The organism is Microcoleus sp. CZ3-B2 (genome assembly GCF_036705055.1).
Lineage (GTDB): Bacteria > Cyanobacteriota > Cyanobacteriia > Cyanobacteriales > Microcoleaceae > Microcoleus.
This window is the reverse complement of the sequence record NZ_JAUBTN010000004.1, coordinates 151,127-171,886: the sequence shown is the minus strand read 5'-3', so window position 1 is coordinate 171,886 and position 20,760 is coordinate 151,127. Positions and strand designations below refer to the sequence as shown.

At 45.7% G+C, this 20,760-nt stretch carries 19 protein-coding genes and 1 tRNA gene; 9 read left to right on the top strand and 11 right to left on the bottom strand.

Annotated elements, in window-relative coordinates; genetic code table 11:
- Positions 1-188: 188 nt before the first annotated feature.
- Positions 189-464: a hypothetical protein gene (locus QUA97_RS03225; RefSeq protein ID WP_194068257.1), complete on the bottom strand. Its 276-nt coding sequence runs from the start codon at positions 462-464 to the stop codon at positions 189-191.
- Here QUA97_RS03225 and cofG point away from each other — a divergent pair.
- Entirely contained in the window at positions 448-1,398 is a 951-nt protein-coding gene (gene cofG / locus QUA97_RS03220) for a 7,8-didemethyl-8-hydroxy-5-deazariboflavin synthase subunit CofG (RefSeq protein ID WP_333192985.1), read from the top strand. The two genes, QUA97_RS03225 and cofG, sit on opposite strands and share 17 nt — an antisense overlap.
- Positions 1,399-1,568: 170 nt before the next feature.
- Here the strand turns inward: cofG and QUA97_RS03215 are convergent, their stop codons facing one another.
- From QUA97_RS03215 to cpdA, 3 genes are all read right to left on the bottom strand, one after another.
- Positions 1,569-2,345 (bottom strand): SDR family oxidoreductase, encoded by a 777-nt coding sequence (locus tag QUA97_RS03215; protein ID WP_333192983.1) that lies wholly within the window; start codon positions 2,343-2,345, stop codon positions 1,569-1,571.
- A 202-nt stretch (positions 2,346-2,547) separates the two neighbouring features.
- Positions 2,548-4,026: an alpha-amylase gene (locus tag QUA97_RS03210; protein WP_194068260.1), complete on the bottom strand. Its 1,479-nt coding sequence runs from the start codon at positions 4,024-4,026 to the stop codon at positions 2,548-2,550.
- A 432-nt stretch (positions 4,027-4,458) separates the two neighbouring features.
- On the bottom strand, positions 4,459-5,238 hold the full coding sequence (gene cpdA / locus QUA97_RS03205) for a 3',5'-cyclic-AMP phosphodiesterase (RefSeq protein WP_194068261.1): 780 nt from the start codon (positions 5,236-5,238) through the stop codon (positions 4,459-4,461).
- 185 nt (positions 5,239-5,423) lie between these two features.
- Between cpdA and QUA97_RS03200 the strand changes: the two genes are divergently transcribed.
- Positions 5,424-5,494: transfer RNA gene (locus QUA97_RS03200), tRNA-Cys, on the top strand.
- 625 nt (positions 5,495-6,119) lie between these two features.
- Here QUA97_RS03200 and QUA97_RS03195 read toward each other — a convergent pair.
- Positions 6,120-6,680, bottom strand: a complete 561-nt coding sequence (locus QUA97_RS03195) for a Uma2 family endonuclease (RefSeq protein ID WP_194068262.1) — start codon at positions 6,678-6,680, stop codon at positions 6,120-6,122.
- Between the two features lie 52 nt (positions 6,681-6,732).
- Here QUA97_RS03195 and QUA97_RS03190 point away from each other — a divergent pair, with 52 nt between their 5' ends.
- Positions 6,733-6,981 carry a hypothetical protein gene (locus QUA97_RS03190; protein WP_333192978.1) on the top strand — a complete coding sequence of 83 codons (249 nt, stop codon included), beginning with the start codon at positions 6,733-6,735 and terminating at the stop codon, positions 6,979-6,981.
- Between the two features lie 256 nt (positions 6,982-7,237).
- On the opposite strand, the gene mutS is transcribed toward QUA97_RS03190, so the two are convergent.
- Positions 7,238-9,865: a DNA mismatch repair protein MutS gene (gene mutS / locus QUA97_RS03185; RefSeq protein ID WP_194068264.1), complete on the bottom strand. Its 2,628-nt coding sequence runs from the start codon at positions 9,863-9,865 to the stop codon at positions 7,238-7,240.
- A 454-nt stretch (positions 9,866-10,319) separates the two neighbouring features.
- Between mutS and QUA97_RS03180 the strand changes: the two genes are divergently transcribed.
- The 3 genes from QUA97_RS03180 to QUA97_RS03170 all read left to right on the top strand — a co-directional run bounded on the left by QUA97_RS03180 (position 10,320) and on the right by QUA97_RS03170 (position 12,624).
- Positions 10,320-11,486, top strand: a complete 1,167-nt coding sequence (locus tag QUA97_RS03180) for a zinc-dependent alcohol dehydrogenase (RefSeq protein ID WP_194068265.1) — start codon at positions 10,320-10,322, stop codon at positions 11,484-11,486.
- A 27-nt stretch (positions 11,487-11,513) separates the two neighbouring features.
- Complete coding sequence (locus tag QUA97_RS03175; RefSeq protein ID WP_194068266.1) at positions 11,514-11,729, top strand: acetyltransferase; 216 nt, start codon at positions 11,514-11,516, stop codon at positions 11,727-11,729.
- A gap of 214 nt (positions 11,730-11,943) precedes the next feature.
- Positions 11,944-12,624 (top strand): HAD family hydrolase, encoded by a 681-nt coding sequence (locus QUA97_RS03170; protein WP_194068267.1) that lies wholly within the window; start codon positions 11,944-11,946, stop codon positions 12,622-12,624.
- Positions 12,625-12,665: 41 nt separating this feature from the next.
- Here QUA97_RS03170 and QUA97_RS03165 read toward each other — a convergent pair whose 3' ends face one another.
- On the bottom strand, positions 12,666-13,820 hold the full coding sequence (locus QUA97_RS03165) for an AAA family ATPase (protein WP_194068268.1): 1,155 nt from the start codon (positions 13,818-13,820) through the stop codon (positions 12,666-12,668).
- A gap of 15 nt (positions 13,821-13,835) precedes the next feature.
- Complete coding sequence (locus tag QUA97_RS03160; RefSeq protein WP_228050095.1) at positions 13,836-14,624, bottom strand: RNA ligase family protein; 789 nt, start codon at positions 14,622-14,624, stop codon at positions 13,836-13,838.
- Positions 14,625-14,768: 144 nt separating this feature from the next.
- Between QUA97_RS03160 and QUA97_RS03155 the strand changes: the two genes are divergently transcribed.
- Together QUA97_RS03155 and QUA97_RS03150 are read left to right on the top strand one after the other, a co-directional pair.
- On the top strand, positions 14,769-15,638 hold the full coding sequence (locus tag QUA97_RS03155) for a prohibitin family protein (protein ID WP_194068269.1): 870 nt from the start codon (positions 14,769-14,771) through the stop codon (positions 15,636-15,638).
- 185 nt (positions 15,639-15,823) lie between these two features.
- Positions 15,824-16,243 (top strand): peptidylprolyl isomerase, encoded by a 420-nt coding sequence (locus QUA97_RS03150; RefSeq protein WP_194010162.1) that lies wholly within the window; start codon positions 15,824-15,826, stop codon positions 16,241-16,243.
- Positions 16,244-16,327: 84 nt separating this feature from the next.
- On the opposite strand, the gene QUA97_RS03145 is transcribed toward QUA97_RS03150, so the two are convergent.
- Positions 16,328-17,452, bottom strand: a complete 1,125-nt coding sequence (locus QUA97_RS03145) for a THUMP domain-containing class I SAM-dependent RNA methyltransferase (RefSeq protein WP_194068270.1) — start codon at positions 17,450-17,452, stop codon at positions 16,328-16,330.
- A gap of 197 nt (positions 17,453-17,649) precedes the next feature.
- Positions 17,650-18,996 carry a TldD/PmbA family protein gene (locus tag QUA97_RS03140; protein ID WP_194068271.1) on the bottom strand — a complete coding sequence of 449 codons (1,347 nt, stop codon included), beginning with the start codon at positions 18,994-18,996 and terminating at the stop codon, positions 17,650-17,652.
- Between QUA97_RS03140 and QUA97_RS03135 the strand changes: the two genes are divergently transcribed.
- On the top strand, positions 18,986-19,135 hold the full coding sequence (locus QUA97_RS03135) for a hypothetical protein (protein ID WP_333192962.1): 150 nt from the start codon (positions 18,986-18,988) through the stop codon (positions 19,133-19,135). The genes QUA97_RS03140 and QUA97_RS03135 overlap by 11 nt on opposite strands.
- Before the next feature lie 46 nt (positions 19,136-19,181).
- Here QUA97_RS03135 and QUA97_RS03130 read toward each other — a convergent pair whose 3' ends face one another.
- A complete protein-coding gene (locus tag QUA97_RS03130) occupies positions 19,182-20,660 on the bottom strand; it encodes a TldD/PmbA family protein (protein WP_333192960.1) in 1,479 nt (492 codons plus the stop codon).
- Positions 20,661-20,760: the final 100 nt, after the last annotated feature.

Here is a 20,760-nt window from a genome sequence, read left to right as displayed (position 1 = left end):
ACATAGAGGCGGTTGTCGGTCGATGTGACCCAGTTGCAAAACTGATCCCACAAGTTAGCGCTTTCGCGCTGCTGTAATGTGGCTGTCATGTGTTTATGATTGCGTTATTTGGTTTTCAATGTTCGTGACGGCTTTGTGTTCCGCCATGTATATAAGATAAACCTTTTATTTCAGTTTGTAAAGGGTTTTTAACTACAGTTTTTATTATATTCAATATAATTAAATCTTATCTTAAACTCTAATGCTTGCTGTATGCGGATTTCATAAAGCAGAGTTCGGAGTTTACGGGCGATCGCACGAAAGAAATAATCTTCATAATCTAGCTGGCAAGGTGATTCGGGACTGGTGTGAGTGTTAAGATAGATGAAGTATTGCGATCGCCAACCGCAAAACTCGCACTTATATATATAGTTGTCGATCGAGTCCGATCGCTCAAAATCCCAAGGAATGTCCCGCACCGTCACCTACAGCCCCGCTTATACTCTGGTTCCCACCTACGAGTGTTTCAACCGCTGCAGCTATTGCAATTTTCGGGCCCAACCGCTGCAAAGTCCTTGGCTGACACTCCCAGAAGCCGAAACACAGCTTGAGTTGCTGTTTCCTCAAGGTGTAATTGAAATTCTGATACTCAGCGGCGAAGTACATCCTGAGAGTCAGCGGCGAAAAGCTTGGTTTCAGAGGATTTACGATTTGTGCGAACTGGCACTTAGTCTCGGATTTTTGCCACATACTAATGTAGGGCCGCTCAGCTTTGAGGAAATGGCGCAGTTAAAACAGGTGAATGTCTCGATGGGGCTGATGCTAGAACAGTTGTCCCCCGATTTGTTACAAACTGTTCACCGACACGCACCGAGTAAAGTGCCGGCGCTGCGGCTGCAACAGTTAGAATTGGCCGGACAATTACAGATTCCGTTTACAACAGGTTTGCTGTTGGGAATCGGGGAAAGTGAGGCTGATTGGATTGAGACTCTGGAGGCGATCGCCCGGATTCATTCGCGCTACAATCACATTCAAGAAGTTATCCTCCAGCCCCACAGCCCCGGAAATCAGCAAAGTTGGGACGGTGAAGTTTTTGATGCTACAACAATGCCGCAAGTAATTGCGATCGCCCGCAGCATTTTACCTGCAGAAATCTCCCTGCAAATCCCGCCAAATTTAGTTACACAACCGGATATATTGCTGGCTTGTTTAGAAGCAGGTGCGACAGATTTAGGCGGAATCGGGCCATTGGATGAAGTTAATCCCGATTATCCTCACCTGCAACATCAAACTTTAACAGAAATTTTAGCAGCAGCGGGATGGCAGCTCGTGCAACGTTTGCCTGTTTATCCTCAGTACGATAACTGGCTGCCGCAAACATTACAAACTGCTGTGAAACAATGGAGAGTTAGTCATTAGTCATTGGTCATTAGTCATTAGTCATTAGTCATTGGTCATTAGTCATTAGTCATTGGTCATTATACCAAATCCGGGTTGGGACTCCCCTTTATGAATTCGTCGGCGCAGGCCGACATCGTTTGTGTAGACGTGGTTTCAACCGCCGAATCATCAAAGGGGTATGTTAACTTTTAAATCAAAGAACCGCCACCATCAATCCAGACTTCAGTACCTGTGATAAAACTGGAGGTATCCGATACCAGAAATAACACTAATTGGGCGACTTCTTCGCTAGAACCGGCGGTATTATCAGTCAAAGGAATCATATCTTGAATGGAATTAGGCGAGACTGGAATGCGATCGAGATGGCGCTTAACAGTGCTTTCATTGATCCCAGTCAGCACCCCGCCCGGACAGATAACATTGACTCTGATGTGACTCGAAGAAAGTTCTAGCGCCAGCATTTTTGCTAAAGCTACCTGGGCAGCTTTGCTGCAAGCGTAAGCTGTAGCGCCAACTTTTTTGAAGCTTCTGGTGCCATTAATCGATGAGGTAATCACAATCGAACCTCCTTGTTTTTTTAAATAAGGAACTGCATATTTTACAGTCAAAAATGTTCCCGTCAGATTGGTGTTAATTGTTCGTTCCCACTCATCCAGTCCTATCTCTTCTACCGGCGACCAGATACCGTTAATCCCCGCATTGGCGAACACAATATCAATTCTTTGATATTCGTCAAAAATTGTTTGAAATGCTTGCTGCATTTGCCCAGAATGACCCACATCTGCGGCAATTGCCAGCCCGCTGCCTCCTTCATTAATTAGTTTGCGGACTGTTTCTTGCGCCGTTTCTAAACTTAGATCGATAATAGCAACTTTTGCGCCTTCCTTGGCCATTAAAATTGCTGCTGCACGACCAATTCCCGACCCGCCGCCGGTAATAACGGCAACTTTTTCTGCAAGTTTCATATTTTTTATGTAATTTATTTTGGGGCGATGTCTATAAATATAAGTATAGATAGATAGATAGGACTGAAGTCACCACTACGAATAGACTTTAGTCATCAAAAACAGCTAAGTAAAAATTTGTTTAATGCGATAATTGTAGCGGTAAGGTGCGCGTAGCGCACCCTACTTTAGACAGAGGATTCCATCAAGATTATGGTCATGCTTACTGCTGCGGAACCCAGACAGAAACTGAACCGGCGTTACACCTAAAATCTGCCCAACCATCGTCATTTGTTACGATGGGTTCTTTGACGTGTTCCATGATGTCAATATAAGTTCGATTGGGCTGTCCGACTTCCATAAACTTAGTGCCATCGCCTCCATTACTTAGTACCACAGCCATCCCACCAGGGTGTTCTTCGTTTCCTAGTCGCGTCCAGCCAATTGTATTAGCGTGGTCGAAGTAATCGTATTGATTCCCGTAGGAATAGGTTTGGCGCGCCAACAGCAATTTATCTAGAATCCACTGATGTTTGTCTAACCAAATCTCGTATTCATTGCCATCATTTGCTGTATCTTTATAGTGATCGCCGTAATAATCCGGGTAAAAAATACAGGGATATCCTTCACTCCGCAGCAGGATTAAAGCGTAAGCAAGGGGTTTAAACCAAGATTCGACAACTGATTCTAACGATTGCAAGGGTTGAGAATCGTGGTTGTCAACCAAAGTAACGGCTAGAGTGGGTTGTTGTTGAACGAGGGTGCCGTCGAAAATTGTTCGCAAGTCGTAGCTGTTGCCGGCTTTGCTAGCAGCGTGGAAGTTATAGTGGAGGGGCGCATCAAATAAGGATACTTTACCGTCCGTTGCTTGGATGAAGTAATGCAAAGCTTCCACTTCGTAAGACCAATATTCACCTACGGCAAATAGGTCGCGTTTGGCATAGTTGCGGACGTGTTCTAACCACTCTTGGAAAAATCCTGCTGCTACGTGTTTGACGGCATCAAAACGAAATCCGTCAACGTTTGTTGTATCCACATACCACTCGCCCCAGTATTTTAATTCCCCGGTGACTTCTGGGTTGTCCATATCTAAGTCGCAACCCATGAGGTAGTCAAAATTGCCTTTTTCTAGGTCTACTCCCTCATCAAATTTTTTGCCTTTTAGTAGGTAAATGGCATGGTTTTCAGTGTCGTAAGCGTTGTAATCAATGGCGTCAAAATGCCACCAATGCCACTCCATACTGGAATATTTTTTCTCGCGGCCAGGGAAAGTAAAATGCGTCCAAGCTTTGATTTTTTGATATTCGCCTATGGTGTCATTGCGGTTGTCTGGATTGAAGGGTGTGGCTTCGGCTTCTTCTTCGGCATCGGCACCTAATTTGTGGTTGAAGACAACATCGGCATAAATCCGAATTCCAGCATCTTGTGCAGCTTTGATTGCGCGTAAATACTCATCTTTTGTACCGTATTTAGTGCGTACTGACCCTTTTTGGTCGAATTCGCCTAAATCGAATAAGTCGTAGACACCATAGCCCACATCCATACCGCCACCCGTTCCTTTATAAGCGGGTGGCAACCACAGAGATGTAACGCCAATTTTAGCTAAATCCTTTGCAGATTCTGCTAGCTGATTCCACAGGTTTCCGTCATCGGGGGTGTACCAGTGGAAATACTGCATCATGACGCCATTGACTTCAGACATATTAAGTTTTTCCTGTTTTTTAAAGTTGCCCGATCTATTGTTGTTAGTTGCCGATCGCTCTCGCTATTTCTGCAATCTACGGTCATTACGAATGATAAAATATATGAATGAATAATAAAATATATCTTTTGACAGATTGACAATTTTGTATATTGTCTAGAAATATTTTTTAGCATATGTAACAGCGCAAAAAATATATTCTAGGATTTGTGATTGTGCGATCGCAAACCTGCTTGATATGATGTCAGCTTGAAGGCCGACGATTAAATCGGTTTGCAGTGAGGATAAATGGTTGGTAGTGAGAACTTCTGTCTTCTGAGTTTTGAGGCGCACACAAGTCCGAACGATCGAACTTGGTAACGGTTATTTTACGGGAAAGAAGATAATTCTTCGATGGGGTCGATCGCACAACGACCTCTAAACTGTCAAATATCAAGATATTGCAGGTTCTCCGGCTACTCGCTCAATCTTAGTATCCCAAGTACCGTCGATCGCCAATTCGAGCAATCTAAATCCGGGCCCGATGGTGTCGAGGACAATCGGAGAGGTTTTGGGCAACAGTTGGATGCAGGTACTGGGAGTACCCAAGCAGGAAACTCCGCCTCGCTGTTGGTGAAATTCTTGATGAATGTGGCCGCAAAGGACTATTTTGATTTGAGGGTATCGATCGACAATTGCAAAAAATTCATCGGCATTGTGCAGCATCATGCTGTCCATGATTTCACAGTCGATCGCCAGCGGATGATGGTGCAAAGCAATCGTAACAAATCGATCGCCCGTTTGTTGCAGTTGAGAGTCCAGCCAATCCAAACTCTCCGGGGAAAGCCGCCCGCCGTCACATCCGGCTTCGACACTCGAAAGCAGCAGAAACTGCCAGTTTCCCAAGTGAAATGATTTTTCTGGGGAAATGGGCGGGCGATTTAAGATTTCCGCCATAACTGGGATGTTGTCGTGATTCCCAGGTATCCAGTAAGCGGGGATGTTGAGGGGGGAAATCAAGGAGGCCAGGAGTTGGTAGGATTCGGCTGTTTCGTCTTGGGATAAATCTCCTGTCAGCAAAAGCAAGTCTGGCGGCGGCTTTATCTGTTGCAGGCGATCGAGAACTGTTTCGAGGGTGCGGGCTGTCGAGATCCCTTTCCATTGTCGATCGATCAGTGCAAACAAGTGAGTATCGGTGATTTGGGCGACTCGGAGGGGAGAAACTGTTGTCATGGCTGCTGTTGCGGGCGAAGCGGAGGCGATCGAGCTATTTATAGATTAGCCTGGGATGGGGTTGTGGGGGCGATCCTCTTCGAGGGCTTCGCTAACGAACTTTGGGCGATGGAAATTTTTGAAAGATATGTTGAAATAATCAGGATTTGGTGTATTATCGTATAACGTCAATTATCTGACGTAACGGCGGCATAGCCAAGTGGTAAGGCAGAGGTCTGCAAAACCTCCACCCCCAGTTCAAATCTGGGTGCCGCCTTTATTTTTTTTGGTTTACACAAGCTCGAAACTGCCAATTTGTAAGGTTTTCGGGATTGTAACGAAGTGTATACAACACACAATCCACTACAATCAAACACGAGAATTAATACCGATTTAAGGCGTTGCTGAGTTAAACTATGAGACCGCGTCCGGTAGATTAATAGCAAAAACCATTCGATCGCGCGTGCGGACTTTAGTCCGCTATACGACTGCGGACTAAAGTTCGCTATACGAACATGATTTAAATCGGTCAATCGACCGAACAGGAGCTCAAAACTGTTGTTTACAAAAATCCAGAATCTTTGTAAACAATAGTTTTGGGATTTGTATATTTAGCCGTTGATACTCTAATTCAGCAACGCCTATTTTACCAGCTTTTGTCACTGAAGTTTTTTTGACCTAAATCCTTACAACCCGGTTTCTGAGATTGTGCGTCCTAGCAAGAAACCGGGTTTTTGCGAAGATATTCGATGTGATGCGAAGATATTGGAAAAAACCCAGTTTCTGAGTTGTGCGTGGGTAGCGAGAAACCGGGTTTTTGCGAAGATATTCGATGTGATGCGAAGATATTGGAAAAAACCCGGTTTCAGAGATGGTGCGGGGGTGGCAATTATTCAAAATCTCTAGGCAAATAATGTGGCTACCGACACGCTAAAACCTGGTAACAAAGGACTGGTTAAATTATCTTCTTTAAATAAAGTCATCGCTAATTTCAAAATTCCGCTTTCCCGACGGTAAATTTCTACTTTTTGCTGTATGCGGTCAAATATCCAATATTCGCGCACGCCTTGAACTGAATATAATTTTAGCTTGGATTGGCGATCGCGCTTTTCATTCTCTTCACCGGGAGACATCACCTCTACCACCAACTCCGGTGCACCCGCCAAATGTCCGGCTTCATCTAATATCTGTGCTAAACGTTCATAGGTTACCCAAACTACATCAGGAATAACATTATCACTATCCGTAAAAACAAGACCCGGTACCTGGACAGCTTTACCTAACTTCGTCTGTCTTGACCAAATAGTTAATTCAACACAAACATTGTTAGCAACGTTTTGATGTTTCCAGTGAGGTGCTCTTGTCACAACCAATTCTCCTTCGATTATTTCGTAACGGTTGCCGTTATCGGGTAATAATTCTAAATCAGCGCTTGTCCAGCGAACTTTTTCTGTGGTTGACATAGCTTTTACTCCACTCTGTTCTATTTTAATTATATACCAATTTTTTCATAATTTGGCTGCAGATGTTGGCGGATTTATGCGGATGGACGCAGATCTATCAGGGGTTGGTGGCGAGAAACCGGGTTTTTCTGAGATTGTGCGTCGTAGCAAGAAACCGGGTTTTTGTGAAGATATTCGATGTGATGCGAAGATATTGGAAAAAACCCGGTTTATGAGTGGAATAGCTTTTAACGACCGTTTTGCAGCGGATTTTGACCTACCTGCTGCATTTCGCGATCGATGTCAGCGATCGCGCGACTGAATACGGGCGGCTGCTAAATGAGGCTATGTAAATTGGAATGAGCGTGCACAAAGAATTAAGAAGGTTGCCAAATTGCAAATGAATTCAAATTACAATTTGGCAGTCAGGACTTTAGTCCTTTCATCAGGTTTGTAGGGAGGGATTTAGTCCTTTTATCTAAGTTTTTAATAACAGGTTCGCAGTCATAAATTTAGCCATTAAATCTGAGTTTTGAAGGACTAAAGTCCTTACTAAGAACCTTTTTGGCTGACAAAAATCAATCATCAAAGATATCTAACTGTTGGCCGTCAGACTCTTTTTTCCCTTCTTTCTTAACACCCTTCCGCAGCCCGATCGCAATTTTGCTATGTTTCTCAATCTGCCTCATCACCTGTCTCGCCCTCTCAATCACCGACGGCGGCAAACCAGCCAACCTCCCCGCTTCAATTCCGTAAGATTTGTCAGCGCCCCCTGGCTGAACTTGGTGCAAAAATACAATTTGATCCGGCAACTCTTTCACCGTCACCTGATAATTTGCCACATTATCCAAAATAGAAGCTAACTCATTTAACTCGTGATAGTGAGTCGCAAAAATCGTCCTAGCCCGAATCTCGCTTGCTAAATACTCTGCCACAGACCAAGCAATCGAAAGTCCGTCAAACGTCGCCGTTCCCCTGCCAATTTCATCTAACAAAACCAATGATTGCGGTGTAGCGTGATTGAGAATATTTGCAGTTTCGTTCATCTCCACCATAAATGTAGATTGACCCGTTGCCAAATCATCCACCGCGCCGACACGGGTAAAAATGCGATCGCAAATTCCCAAGGTTGCAGCTTTCGCCGGCACAAAACTGCCCATCTGCGCCATCAACTGAATCAAACCCACCTGCCGCAAATAACAACTTTTCCCGCTAGCATTTGGCCCGGTTAAAATTATTAAATCTGGGCGATTTAGCGATGGTTCCCGACCCAAAAAAGCCGAATTTGGGACAAAAAATCCCGGCGGTAAAGACTTTTCTACCACCGGATGACAACCCTCAATAATTTTAATTTCCCGACTTTCAACCATAGTCGGGCGACAGTAATCTTGATAAACCGCTACTTCCGCCAAACCGCACAAAACATCGGCCGCCGCCACCGCGCGGGAAACGTTGCGAATAATTTCCGCCTGTTCTCCTACCTCCGATCGCACTTTTGCAAAAATATCGTATTCCAACTGATTTAAATCTTCCCGCGCCGTCAGAATCCGCACTTCCCTTTCTTTTAATTCTTCTGTACTGTAGCGTTCTTCATTGGTAAGAGTTTGCTTGCGAGTGTAATCGTCCGGTACTTGGTCAATTTTAGATTTTGTAATACTGATGTAATAGCCGAAAGCTTTATTGTAGCCTACTTTTAAATTAGCAATTCCGGTGCGTTGCCGTTCGTTAGCTTCTAAATTAGCAATCCATTCTTGGTCTCCTGATGCACTCTGGCGCATCTCATCAAGCATTGCATTAATTCCCGATCGAATCAAACCTCCTTCTTTTAAATGAATCGGCGGTTCGTCAACTAAATGAGCGTGAATTGTAGCTGCTAATTCTTCGAGAATTGGCGGAACATTTTGCAGCGCTTTCAAATAGGGCGAGATCCCTTGAGTTGCGATCGCGGCCAATTCCGGCAGTTTCGAGAGAGAATCGGCTAAAGCGACCAAATCTCTGGCGCTAGCTGTTCCAGAACCGGCGCGCCCTGTCAGTCTTTCGATGTCGTAAATTTGGCGCAGCAACTGCTGCAAATCTTGACGCAGGGGATTATTTTCTACTAATTCTTGAATCGTGTTGTGGCGGGCGCAAATACCTTTAATGTTGAGCAAAGGTTGCAGCACCCAGCGGCGCAAAGCGCGGCCTCCCATGGCGGTGCTGGTTTTATCTATCGCCCACAGCAGCGAACCGTGAAAAATCCCATCTCTGACGGTTTGAGTAATTTCTAAATTGCGCCTGGTTTGGTAGTCTAGGGTGAGAAAATCGGTGAGGGTGTAAGTGTGCAATCTTTGCAAAGCAACTGCTTTTTCTTTTTGAGTTTCTTCGAGATATTGCAGCAAACCGCCGGCGGCGCGCACTGCGAGGGAAAGGTGTCCGCATCCCATACCTTCGAGCGATCGCACTTTGAACTTTTGCAGGATTCTCTGTTTTGCTTCGGAAAAAGTAAACGGAATTTGCGATCGCAAAGAATAGCAAAACGAATTCGGCAAACAATCGGGTAAATGGTCGGATTTCTCTCCGGGCCTCAACATCGTGACCAAATCCGGCGCATTAGTCGGAACCAGGACTTCGGAAGGTTGCAATCGCAGCAATTCTAGGGTTAATTGTTCCAAATTATCGGCTTGAGTCGTCACGAATTCTCCCGTAGAAATATCAGTATAAGCCAATCCCCAATGTTCCCCAGCGATGACAACTGCTGCTAAAAAATTATTTTGTCTGGGTTTGAGCATTCCATCATCAGTCAAAGTTCCGGGAGTGAGAATGCGGGTAATTTCTCGCTTGACTTGGCGGCCTTCACGGGCGGCGATGGAGGCATCTTCAACCTGGTCGCAAATTACTACAGCATAGCCTTTTTCTACTAACTGAGAACTGTAGCGGTCGAGGGCGTGGTGCGGCACTCCTGTCATCGGCACTTTGCCGATTTCTTTGCCACTTTCTTTGCTAGTACAAACAAGTTCTAATTCCCTCGAAATCGTCACGGCATCTTGGAAAAAACACTCAAAGAAATCTCCGACTCGAAAAAACAAAAGTGCGTGGGGATACTGTTCTTTCACTTCAACATACCGCTGCATCATCGGTGTCAGCTTAGTGAATTCTAGTAGGCGGTAGTCGGCATTGCGGATGTTGGATTGATTGGGGTCTGTTGGGGTAGATGCAGTGTAAGGCATAAAAGGCGATCGATAAATTTTAATCTTTAACAACTTTAGCGCAAGCTCGGCTTTTAGCTATAGCTAATGATACAATTTTTGACGATTAATCATTCTCAAGATGCGATCGCACTTATATTGTAGTTTGTAGTGCGGACGACCGTCCACTCTTAGACTGCGGACAATCGTCCGCACTGCGAACCCGATCGCCAAAAACAACCTCAGCCATGCCGCGCCGAGCTGTTAACTGTTAACAAAAGAACGGGAAAGCTTCTGCAATTTATTGAAAAACTGAGCGACTTTTTTGGTAATTTAAAACAGCCAAAAGATAGATTTATAAATTATACCTCCGATAGAGAAACCTTTTATTTAATCTGATTAAAATTACAGCATCCACCCAGTGAGTGAGCTGCGGAGTAAACCGAAAAATTAAAAACAAAAACTAGCTCCTAGTTAACTAGAGGGAAACCAAATAATGAAAGCTCTTTGCTGGCACAAAGCAAATGACGTGCGAGTTGATAACGTACCAGATCCAACAATTATCAATCCGCGCGATGCCATAGTAAAAATCACGTCAACAGCAATCTGCGGCTCAGATTTGCACCTCTACGACGGCTTCATCCCGACCATGCAATCCGGCGACATCATGGGTCACGAATTCATGGGGGAAGTAGTCGAACTCGGCAGCGAAGTCAAGAACTTAAAAAAGGGCGATCGCGTTGTGATTCCTTTTACAATTTCTTGCGGAAGTTGTTTCTTTTGCAACCAGGATTTGTGGTCGCTGTGCGATAACTCAAACCCGAATGCGGCCTTGGCTGAAAAAATGTTCGGTCATTCACCGGCAGGACTGTTTGGCTACTCGCATTTAACGGGTGGCTATGCAGGAGGTCAAGCAGAATACGTGCGGGTTCCGTTTGCAGATGTCGGCCCTTTAAAAATTCCCGACGGACTTTCTGACGAACAAGTATTGTTCCTGACTGATATTTTTCCCACCGGTTATATGGCGGCCGAAAACTGCAATATTCAGCCGGGAGATACTGTTGGTATTTGGGGATGTGGCCCTGTCGGACAATTTGCGATCAGAAGCGCGTTTATGCTGGGGGCCGATCGAGTAATTGCGATCGACAGAATACCGGAACGCTTGCAAATGGCGGCCGCGGCTGGGGCTGAAATCATCAACTACGAAGAAATAGACGCGGGGGAAGCCGTCACCGAAATGACGGGGGGACGCGGGCCAGATGCTTGTATCGACGCGGTGGGAATGGAAGCCCACGGTACCGGTTTCGATGCTTTGTACGACAAAGCCAAGCAAGCTGTGCGCTTGGAGAGCGATCGGCCTACCGCCCTGCGACAAGTAATCCTCGCCTGTCGCAAAGGCGGCACAGTCTCAATTCCCGGCGTTTACGGCGGTTTTGTTGACAAAGTGCCCCTCGGTGCAGCTTTCAACAAAGGCTTGACTATCAAAATGGGACAGACGCACGTTCACCGCTATTTGCGCCCTTTGCTCGATCGCGTTCAAAAAGGCGAAATTGATCCAACCTTCGTGATTACGCACCGCATGAAATTGGATGAAGCGCCCCACGCCTACGAGATTTTCAAACAGAAAAAAGACAACTGCATCAAAGTTGTACTCACACCCTAACTCACAATTTATTCACAAGGATCGACTATGCTTTTACAAGAAAAAGAATCCGGCGACTTGGTAGAAATTCTCGATATCGAGACTTTAATCAGCCCTAGCAAGAATCAAGTATCGGGGCGCATTCAAGCAGGTGAAGAAGAGCAAGATCCGGCAAATTTTCCGAAGGATAAATTAGTTTTTCCCTCCGGCGAAGTCCTGCCGCGCTGTTGGGTTGAGGAAAATTATAAAACTAAAGGTTTGTAGTAGCAACTTCAGTCCTCGATTGACTCATTAAGTAAGTAATTAAGGAATGAAGTTCTTAGGACAAATTTAAGCACAAACTGAAGTCCTTACTACAAACTCAGGTTCGTAGTGGGGACTTTAGTCCTCGATTGACTCCTTAAGTAATTAAGGAATAAAGTCCTTACTACTAACCAATTTTTTTACAAAAATGATCGTCAATAACAGCAAATAACCTATGAAATTGCAAGCAGTAATTCTCGATGTTGACGGCACTCTCGTGCTCAGCAATGATGCCCATACTCAAGCTTGGGTAGAGGCATTTGCGGCCTTCGGCTACGACGTGCCGTTCGAGAAAATTCGCCCGCTAATTGGTATGGGCGGCGACAAAATTATACCCAAAATGGTATCAGGACTTTCTGAGGAAGAAGGCGACGGGAAAAAGATTGCCCAGAGACGCAAAGAATTGATTATTAACCGCTTTTCATCTACTCTCGATTCAGCACCAGGTTCGCGGGAATTGGTGTTAAAAATGCAGCAAGAAAAACTGCGGCTAATTATTGCTACTTCAGCTACCGCCGATGAACTTTCGGGTTTGCTGAAAGCTGCACGGGTAGACGATTTGCTCGATGAAGCGACAACTTCTAGCGATGTGGAAGCTTCTAAACCGGAACCGGATATTGTGGAAGCTGCTTTGAGCAAGTTGCAGGTGGAAGCGAGTCAGGTTGTGATGTTAGCTGATACTCCTTACGATATCGAAGCTGCAAGCAAGTGCGGGGTGCCGCTAATTGCTTTTCGCTGCGGAGGTTTCGATGATGCTTCGCTGAGTGGTGCTGCGGAAATTTATGATAGCCCTGCTGATTTGTTGGCGCATTATCAGGATTCTATTTTAGGGGAAAAGGAGTTGGTAGCGCGTTGATTAAATACGGGGATTGCGGATGGATTCGCACCCCGTCAGCGCTAATCGCCCACAATCCATTCTACCTGATGCGCTTCGGTGCGATCGGGAATATCTAGGCGATCGGCTAATTTGTGAACGATCGCTTCTGGTACTGTTGCTGCGCGCGATCGATTCCGCCGCAAGATTTCTTCTATAGGTACTTCCAGATAAACAATCCGAAGTCGCGCTTGATAACCGGCAAAGAAATTAATTAATTGCTGGCGCATTTGTTTCGTTGTATTCGTAGCATTCCACACAAAAGAACGCCCCTGATTCATGTATTCGCGCGCTCTTTGTTTGGCGGCTGTTACCACATTTCCAGGGGTTTTGTCGGGAGGAACATTCATCTCTTTTCGCAGTGCATCCAGGGAGATTACCGGCCAATCTGGAAGATTTTCCCGAATCCAATAATCTTTGCCACTTCCTGGCAATCCCGACATCAAAACAACTTCGCATTTTGTATCGTCAAACATTTCAGCATCTGGGTTGCCGTTATCTTTGCGGAAGTAGATAAATCGGCTGTGCTCTGATGGGAATTGTCGGGGAGAATCCAAACAATTATTTTCTTGACAAAACTCCCGAAATAGTTCTATTTTATCGAGCAATTCTTGTTTGTCGGCGCAGTGGCGGCCGCGCACGTCTGCTTCGGCTAAAAGTGCGAGGAAATCGCAGCGGACAACTTGACTGACTTTAATTACAGACTGCTGTGGGTTGGGTTTGTCGATCAGCCAGATGGGTAAACTGCCGAATTGGACGATCGCCACCACTGTTTCCCGAATCTCAAACTGCACTGGTGGCTCGAATTGAGATAAAATTTTTCTCACCATTCTCGCACCTTGGCGGGCGTGACCTTTTGAGCTAATTCTGCCGTCGGCTTCTATCTTTGTAAAAGCAGGTTTTGCGACATCGTGCAGCAAAGCGGCGGCAAAAAGTATTGAACGTTCTTCATCGGGAAGCTGCCGCCAATTTGGAGAAGATATTAAGGCTTCGCAGACCATTTTGGTGTGAACAAAAACATCTCCCTCAGCGTGGTAAATCGGGTCTTGCTGACATCCTTTGAGGCTGTCAATCCAGTCGAAATGCGTTTGAATGCTGTCCCAATCCAGGAACCAATCTGGCGATTCTGGACAAAAGGGAAAAGTCCAAGTTGGCGAGGGCGATAATAGTGTATTCATAAATTCACCTGCAGGTTAACTAAAATTAAATAAATCTGTGTCGGGACGCAAAATATTAGGTACAATCGGCCGGTTGAGCCAATGTCCCTCCGCATTTTTAATCGCGGTCAAAAAGCTGGCACGCACGTATTTGTAACGCGCCTTTACTATGCCATCTTCTTCGACTTTAATGTATAGACCCTCCATGCGATCGCTCTTATCAGTTTCTTTCAAACACCGATCCTCATCCCATCCCAATTCCCGACACTGCAAAACTAACCGTTCCAAATGTCCCGGCAAAATAAAATTAGATTTATCCATCAACTGCATCATTTGCTTCGGCGATTTCAAAACTCCTGAAAACAGCACGGGAACTGACACTAACGGCAATCCGCTTAACAATTGGCGGCGGGCTTCCGTGCTCAAAAATTGATTTTTTTCTAAGTCCAGCACGTCGTATTCCATAAAATAGTGCGGCAAAAAATCATAAAAAACAGTGTGTTTGGCATAAAGCCATTCGCCGTACAAAATATAACGATTTCCCAGCACTTTTCCCAGAGTTCCGCTGAGACTGAAACCCCACTGTTTGAATAAGTTAAAATGTTTTTCTCTCGGCCCGCCGGTGAGATAGTGGCCGCGGCTTTGCAGCAGCATTTGCCCGTCTGGTGCGAAGCTGATGCCCGTATTTGCGCCATCTACCTTTTCTTCGATGATTAAAGGGCGATCGGCAATAGCGCTAAACGGCACGCTGTCAAGGTCTTCGTCACCAGGCCCGAAACGCGAACCTTCGATATGATAAGTTCTGGGATATTTAACAATTGCCATAATCAACCGATTTTAGATTTTAGATTTTGGATTTTTAAGGCGAAACCATCCATTTTATTTTTTATTTTTTATATTTTATATTTTTCGAGGCGGATTCATTCAATTAAGCATTATAATAGATTTATCACAAAGGAGCGTGTTAAGTTGAAAAATCAAAATTTCCAGAGCCTATCATCAGCACTCGCTGGCATTCTATTAGTAGTCGCGCTGCTCCTCGGCTTCAACTCTTTTGTTGTCATCAATCCAGGTGAAGCAGGAGTAGTTAGCATTTTAGGAAAAGCCAGAGATGGAGCCTTGTTAGAGGGATTTCACATCAGACCGCCACTGATATCTAAGGTAGATGTGTACGACGTAACCGTGCAAAAATTTGAAGTTCCCGCCCAGAGTGCGACTAAAGACCTTCAGGATTTAAATGCTAGTTTTGCCATCAACTTTCGCCTCGATCCTACGCGAATAGTTGAAGTCAGAAGAACTCAGGGAACCTTGGACAATATAGTATCAAAAATTATTGCTCCGCAGACCCAAGAAGCATTTAAAACAGCAGCAGCTTTGAGAACCGCCGAACAATCTATTACTCAAAGAAGCGAACTGAAAAAAGACTTTGATGCTGCACTGAAGGAACGGCTGTCAAAATATGATGTAATCGTGCTTGACACCAGCGTTGTCAACATTCGATTCTCCACAGATTTTGCCAAAGCAGTTGAAGAGAAACAGGTTGCCGAACAGCGGGCGCAAAGGGCTGTGTATGTTGCTCAAGAAGCCGAACAACAAGCTCAAGCTGACATTAACCGCGCTCAAGGTAGGGCCGAAGCTCAAAGACTTTTGGCTGAAACTTTGAAGGCTCAGGGCGGCGATTTGGTGCTGCAAAAAGAGGCGATAGAAGCTTGGAGAAACGGTGGCGCTCAGATGCCTAAAGTGCTGGTTATGGGCAGCGGTTCGAGTCGGGTTCCTTTCATTTTCAATATGAATGATTTTGAGGAAGAAACCACTCGCCCAAATGTTACCAACAATTAAAATATAACTGACGGTAACAAACCCGGTTGCCTCAAAAAGCGCGCAGAACTCCTACGAGAGTTGTTCGAGTATGCTACACTTCTGAAAGTCAAAATATAGCGACAGCTTGAAACCTGTCGCTATAAAAGCGAAGTCCGCAATTAAAACGCTGGCAGTACAGTCATTTTAGGAAGCAAGGAGAAATCATGACCCGCGCTATTATGGAAACCGACAAAGGTACAATCAACTTGGAACTGTTCGATGCGGATGCGCCGAATACAGTGAAGAATTTTGTTGACTTGGCGGAAAAAGGTTTTTACGACGGACTATCGTTTCATCGAGTCATTCCTAACTTTATGATTCAAGGTGGCTGTCCCAAAGGCAATGGAACTGCCGGCCCAGGCTACAAAATTAAGTGTGAAATCAACTCGAAAAAACATTTGGCAGGAACTTTATCGATGGCTCACGCAGGCCGCGATACAGGTGGCAGCCAATTCTTTATTTGCCATTCTCCCCAGTCTCATTTGGATGGAGTTCACACAACTTTTGGCCAAACAGATGATATGTCTGTCGTGAATGCAATCCGCCAAGGCGACAAGATTATTTCACTCAAAATCGAGCATTAATTTTCAGTAATTAGTGATGTTTGTAGTAAGGACTTTAGTCCTTATTGCAAACATAAATTCCTTTTGATTGTGTTGGAAAAATAGTTAATACAATTCATACTTGAGCAAAGTACAGGGAATCGAACCATTGAAAACCGGAATTCGCTTCGATGTTCTGAGTCCCACCTGTTTGCCCAACTCCTTATTTCCGGTCAAAATAAACGCATTCCAACCTTTGAAACGCTGCTTGAAAATATCGCCCAACATCTTATAAAGTTCTCCCAATTCGCTAGCATCTCCGAGGCGCTCTCCGTAGGGAGGATTGCAAATTAGGACGCCTCTGTCTGTGGGTGCTTCCAACTCGGATAACTCGGTACGAGCAAACTTAATTTTACCGGCAATACCTGCTTGCTGCGCGTTAGTGCGAGCTTGGTCTAACATATCAGAATCGCGATCGCACCCAGCGATTATTTCTGGAAGTTCCGGCAATTCGCTGCTCTCTGCTTCAGCCCACAATTTATCCCACAAAGGCTCGTCAAAGTCCCGCCACGTCATAAATCCAAACTTTTCTCGAAACAACCCCGGTGCAATATTTAAGGCTTTTAAACTCGCTTCCAAAGGCAAAGTTCCCGAACCGCACATCGGGTCTAAAAACGGCAAATCTGGTGTCCATTCTGCCATTTCTAACAACGCCGCAGCGAGGGTTTCTTTGAGAGGAGCCAGCCCCATTGCCGGTCGATATCCCCGCCGGTGCAAACTGCCGCCAGAGCTGTCTAAACTCAAAATAGCGCGGTCTCGATGGATGTGAAGGTTAATTAGTAAGTCGGGACTTTCGACATCAACACTAGAACGCTTGTTAAATTGGTGGCGCTGTTGGTCGGCGATCGCATTTTTGACCTGCAATGCTGTAAAGTGAGTGTGATTTAAATTTTCGTTGCCGCCGGTGCAGTTCACGGCTAAGGTATTGTGAGGCTCTAGGTATTCGTCCCAAGGAATTTTCTGGACTTCGCGGTAGAGCATATTTGAGTCGTAACACCGGAATTCGGCTATGGGAACAAGCACTCGAAAAATTGTTCTAGACCACAGATTGACGCGGTACAATAAAGCGCGATCGCCCGCAAAGTAAACTCCTGTAAAATCGGGCTTGACATCCTGCGCGCCTAGGCTTTCTAATTCTTGGGCGGCAATTGTTTCTAAACCGCGTGCAACTGTAGCAAAATATTGATTCATTTAATTGGGAATGGGGAATGGGGCATGGGGCATTGGGAATTATGATTGTTAGATCGATTCCGGCTGTGCAGGAATGATAGTAACTCTGGACACGGCAGTGTCGTTTCCCTACCCCAAAATAATTGTAAGACAGCATACTATAATACCAGATCCCCGACTTCTCGCAGAAGTCGGGGATCTAAAAGAATTAGTGCGAGTTACAAACTGTCAGTAATACTCGTGAAATTAAAAGCTTTCACGCGCACTCCGGGCACGACATTACCGCCGTAACGTTTCACCTCGCTAACTGCATCGACATCCCGCAACATATCAGGTAAAACTTGATTGAAACGCATATTTTTAATCGGGTAAACAATCTTACCATTTTCAATCCAGAAAGTACCATCGCGAGTCATGCCCGTTACTTCCGATGTTTTGGGATTCACATAGCGAACATACCAAGCTCGACTGACAAAAATTCCTCGTTCGGTTTGAGCGATTAAATCTGCTAAACTTTGGTCGGAACCTGTCATCACGATCGGGTAATAAGCACCTTTTGCTTCTTTGCCTTTTTGGGCGGCCCAATAGCGGGAATAAGATAAACTTTGAGGAACACCATTTTTGATGATTTCCAAATAGTTATTGCTCAATCCGTCGCCGAAAAAAGTATTCGATCGCAACAAAGGATGACTCGGATCGCGCAGTACCTGCACTAAAGGGCTGAAAAGTTGTTCTCCCGCGCGGTTTCCAGCGGGTTTTCCCGACTCATCGGCGATCGACATAAACGATCGCCCCTCATCCGCCGCCCGCGCATCCATTCCCCAAATAATCCACGGTAACAAATCCGCAAACGCAGCGCCATCAAGGATTACAGGATACACGCCCGGAGTGATGGGGCGGGGGTTGCGGGAGGCTTTGGCGCGATCAACAACTTGTGCTGCTAATGCCGCTACTGGTAGTTGATTGATACCCCAAGCCGTGCTTTCCGTCCAGCTAGAACCGTCTCCGATGCGGGCTGTAAAGCCGAAATTCGCCTCTGTAGAGTGGTTGCAGGCGCGGAGTCCCGTTGACGAGGCGATCGCGTATAGCGAAGCCTCAGCGCTCAATGTACCGGAAGCTTCCGCACCTTCGCCAGATGCGATCGCGCAGGCTTGCTGTACCATTTTTGCCCGCTCTAGAGGCGATGCAGCAGCAGTTGCTTCATCAAACGCCGCCGGGGGCAAATCGTAGGTTTGAGGGGGCAACAGCGGCATCCATTCGGGGTCTGCGGGGGCAATTCGAGCGAGTTCTTGCGATCGCTTGACGGTTTGGGCGATCGCATCTTCATCAAATTCGGTAACAGCAGCAGAAGCGCTTTTATTGCCAAAATAGCTAGTAATGTTGAGGCTAAATACAGTTTTGCTGATATTTTGGCTGATTTGATTTTCCGAGAATCGGGAAAGAGATTCTTCACCAGTAGAAAGACTGACAAATACTGCTTCTGCTTCCGATTGTTTGACTACCTTTTCTAATAAAGATAAGGCTCTATCTTCACTTAAAATTGCGGGCGATATTGTGACAGTCATGATGGGAATTGGGAATTGGGAATTGGCCAAACAGGGCATTGGGCGGAGCGAAGCGGAGGGATTGGGCGAGCGCGAAGCGGAGGGATTGGGCATGAGCAATAGAGAATGCTTACTATCTCTAACAACAACTAACAAATAACAACTAACAACTAACTAATGCCCCATGCCCCATGCCCCATGCCCTCTTACCCAATTTGAATATCCCTGACCCGCACCGGTACACAAGCATGAGTCATTTGAGCAACCTGCATCGGCTCACCTTTGCCGCACATATTAGTACCGCATTGAACCCGTTCGGAAGCAGGCCCGATCGCATCTACTTGATTCCAGAAATCAGTGCTCATCGAATGATAAGTTACATCCTTCAACATTCCCACAACTTTACCCTTTTCCACCTTCCAAAACCCATCGCCACCGAATTGGAAATTGCGCCGCTGTTGGTCAATGGAAAAACTCCCAATCCCATCAATTAAAATCCCATCTTCCGTATCAGCAATCATCTGATTCAAAGTAGCAGTATGACTACCGCCATCCGGGCCCGGTTCCAATCCCAAATTAGGAATTCTCACCATCGGTACGCTCGACCAACTGTCAGCGCAGGCAGAACCGTTGCTGCTACCGCGTCCGAGGCGATAAGCTGTTTCTCTATCAGTGAGATAATCAACTAAAATTCCATCCTTGACAACGTACCAATCTTGCGATTTTACGCCCTCATCGTCGTAACCCATTGTACCGCGACCGTGGGGTTGAGTGCGATCGCACTTAAAGTTTACCCAAGGTGCAGCGTATTGCAGCTTATTTAACTTATCAGTAGTAGCAAAACTCGTGCCAGCAAAATTCGATTCGTAGCCGTAAACCCGGTCTAATTCCGTGGGATGTCCGACCGATTCGTGGATAGTCAGAAACAAATTTGTCGGCTTGAGAATCAGGGATTTGCAAATACCAGCCGGGACTTTCGGTGCAGCGACTTTTTCAATCGCTTCGGCTGCAACTCGTTCGACTTGACTCAACAAATCCTCTGGATTAATATGTTCGTAACCGATGTTTAGCGGCGGGCGTTCGTAACTGCGACTTTGGGCATCGCCGCCCGCAATTGCCGTACAGCCAAAACCCGGATAGCTGCGGTAGATTGTTTGTTCGATTAGCGAGCCTTCTGTGGAAGCAAAAACCTTGTCTTCGCGGTTAAATGTCAAAAAAGAATAAGCTTTTTTGATGCCTTGTGATTCGTGGGCTAGCAGGCGCTCGTTGATGGTTAATAAAAGTTCGGCTTTGTCAGCAACGGATACTGAAAACGGGTCAATTGCGATCGGAGTAATGTAGGTATCGACATATTTTGCGACGGGAACTAAGCGCACCGGTTCCTTTTGAGTCAAGCGGCTGCCTTTAGCAATTTCTACAGCCAAAGCGACGATTCTGGTAACTTCTGCGGGTGTTTTGTTGTGACTCGCGGCAAAGCCCCAAGCGCCGTCTAGCAGCACTCGCACGCCAAAACCGGAACTTACATTATCGGAGATATTGCTTAAAGAGCGATCGCGCGCGTACAAACTTTGCCGTCGGTAACTGCAAAAACGCACATCACCGTATTCGCACCCACTTTTCCGAATTAACTCTACAGCTAAATTTGCCAACTCGTTAGCAGAGATTTTTGCAGTTAACAGTACCATAGTTATTCGTCGTTCGTCGTTCGTTATGAATGATTATAGCGCTGTTTAAGGATTTGAACGAACCGCGAAGACGCAAAGAGCGCGAAGGAAGACAAGAGAG